This is a genomic window from Clostridium tanneri (assembly GCF_033659955.1).
GTDB lineage: Bacteria > Bacillota > Clostridia > Clostridiales > Clostridiaceae > Clostridium_AM > Clostridium_AM tanneri.
In genome coordinates, this window is record NZ_JARUJP010000056.1 from 1 (window position 1) to 2625 (window position 2625).

Annotated in this window: 3 protein-coding genes; 2 read left to right on the forward strand and 1 reads right to left on the reverse strand. The window is 32.8% G+C overall.

What is annotated here, in order from left to right; genetic code table 11:
- The first annotated feature begins 58 nt into the window (after nucleotides 1–58).
- Both P8V03_RS18775 and P8V03_RS18780 read left to right on the forward strand, forming a co-directional pair.
- The gene (locus tag P8V03_RS18775; RefSeq protein ID WP_318799341.1) at nucleotides 59–1054 is read left to right on the forward strand and encodes a TRM11 family SAM-dependent methyltransferase; all 996 of its coding nucleotides are present in this window, start codon (nucleotides 59–61) and stop codon (nucleotides 1052–1054) included.
- A 51-nt stretch (nucleotides 1055–1105) separates the two neighbouring features.
- Nucleotides 1106–1582: a flavodoxin gene (locus P8V03_RS18780; protein ID WP_318799342.1), complete on the forward strand. Its 477-nt coding sequence runs from the start codon at nucleotides 1106–1108 to the stop codon at nucleotides 1580–1582.
- Between the two features lie 273 nt (nucleotides 1583–1855).
- Here the strand turns inward: P8V03_RS18780 and P8V03_RS18785 are convergent, their stop codons facing one another.
- On the reverse strand, nucleotides 1856–2491 hold the full coding sequence (locus P8V03_RS18785) for a CatB-related O-acetyltransferase (RefSeq protein WP_318799343.1): 636 nt from the start codon (nucleotides 2489–2491) through the stop codon (nucleotides 1856–1858).
- Between the last annotated feature and the right edge of the window lie 134 nt (nucleotides 2492–2625).

A 2625-nucleotide genomic window follows, 5' to 3' on the forward strand; every position in this document is an offset into this window, starting at 1 on the left:
TTAACTGTTTCTGCTAGTACCTTTGTTTTTCTAAACTCTTAAAGAAAGGTATTTAAATATGTTAAAGAGACTAAGTATTAAAGAAAATTTACAAAATAACGCTAACCCAAGACGTAATAAATTAGGAAAGATAAAACCTTACTTTTATATAATCAATCACAATAAAGATGAAGAATCTCTCTGCCAAATGGAGATGAAATATCTTTTTAACAAAATTCCAAAAATAAAACACTTTTTTTCTTATCACTATGTAGATCCTTCTAGAAGTCCTTTTATAAAGCAGTGTATATCTATAATTTATACAGGAAACACACTGGAAGACATCCTGTCCCAAATGAAAGCTGATAACTTATCTTACGAAAGGTTCAAAGTTAGTTATATAAACTATGGCGATGAAACTCTCCACTTAGAGGAAAGACGTAAAATTGAGTTTCAAATTGGAATGAATATAGAAGGAGAAGCAGATCTCCGATCTCCAGAAATACTTCTAGCTGTGATAAAGGTTCATGGAAAATGGATTTTTGGAGAGTATAAGGCTAATGAGTTTAATTGGCAGTATCATAATAGAAAACCCTATTCATACTCTAATGGTTTAGGAGTACGTGTTTCCAGAGCTATCGTAAATATAGCTGTAGCTAATAATTTAAAATCCACAGTAGTAGACCCCTGCTGCGGCGTAGGAACAGTGGTGCTAGAAGCTCTTGATATGGGAATTAACATTAAGGGCTGGGAAATTAACCCCCTTATTGCAGAGAATGCAAAGAAAAATCTTCAGTACTTTGACTATGAAAATGTGATAACTAATGGTGATATGCATAATATTCAGGAGAAATTTGATGTATCCATTGTTGATCTTCCCTATGGGCTGTTTTCTCCAACTACCCTTAAAGAGCAGGTGGATATTATGAAAACTGCCCGTAGAATATCAGATAAGATTGTTATCCTCTCCCATGAGGACTTGGATGAATATCTTATTTCCTCTGGTTTTAAAATTATTGATAAATGTGATGTATCTAAAGGGAAATTTAAAAGATACGTGAACATCTGTGTTTAATGTAAGGCACTATGATTAATTGTTATTTAATAAAAAGGAGAAAAAACATATATGAACAGTACATTAATTGTATATTATTCCCTCTTCCAAAACACAAAAAATTTAGCACTAGAAATAGCAAAACATACTGGTGGCACTATAATAGAATTAATTCCTGATAAGAATTATTCCTTTGATTATAATACCGCCGCTAAAGAAGTAAGAAATCAAATTGCTCGAGGATTTTGCCCTAAACTAATATCTGGAAACCAATCAATAGATGATTATCAAACAATATTTATAGGCACGCCTAACTGGTTTAAAACATTAGCTCCGCCAGTTATGAGTTTTCTTAAACAACATGATTTTACAGGCAAAACAGTAATTCCCTTTTGCACTCATGGAGGCGGTGGATTTTGCCAAATTGAAGATGATATAGCTAAAGAATGCTCAAAATCTACAATTTTACCTGGCATTGCCATAAACGGCACCGCTCTACCGGAAGAGGTTATAAATTGGCTTGAAACAATTGAATATGAGTTGGAATAAAAGTATATTGGGGCACAAAAGTTTGGGTGCACTGAACACCAGCGTTCAGTGCACCCAAACTTTTGTTACCTAATATGTTGGAAATTAGTCATAAAACCTTAAACTAATTTATCCGATAACTACCCGCTCTAATACTCCCTCGCAGGGTGTGAAAGTGATTCACACAAAATCAAAGATTTTGGTTCTCTACTTTTCTCTAAGATTACGTTCCGAGTGGGTACGTCCCTGGATTCGCTCAACTAAGAATCAGATGGAGTGGAAACTCCATCTGATTCAAGTTTCCACTTCATCAATATTTCCTGATTGAATGTATTGAATATTAGCCTCAATTTTTTCGTATGACCAATTCCACCACTTAATTTTCAATAGTTTTAAAATTGTATCGTCACTAAACCTTTTCTTTATAACTTTTGCAGGTATGCCTCCAACAATAGTATAAGGTGGAACATCATTAGTAACTATTGCTCTTGTTCCAATAATTGCACCATCACCAATTTTCACACCTGACATAATTATAGCGTCATAACCTATCCACACATCATTTCCAATTACAATATCTCCCTTATTGTCCCAGGCATCTGTTATATGGCTGACGTCTAAACCCCATTCCTCATAAAATATTGGAAAGGTGTAAGTAGATAGTGATTTCATTGAGTGATTTCCACTGGTCATAAGAAACTTTGCTCTACATGCAATTGAACAAAACTTCCCAATTATTAATTTATCCTTGTTTACAGGATACTGGTATAGGACATTATTTTTTTCAAAATCTCTTGGGTCATTATAAAAATCATTATATATTGTATAATCTCCAACTTTTATATTATCTCTTGTAATTACGTTTTTAAGATATATAGTTTGGTAATCGTTGCTTCTTGGATATACTTTGTTTGAATTTGGAATAGTCATATTTAACTCTCTCCTTTATATTATACTACTTTTCTGACTATCCCATTATTACAATACATTTCCTCATAGAATCACTCCTTAAATAATCTTTATCTTTTAACTCCTTCTATATTAGTCTATTTTCAAGAACATAT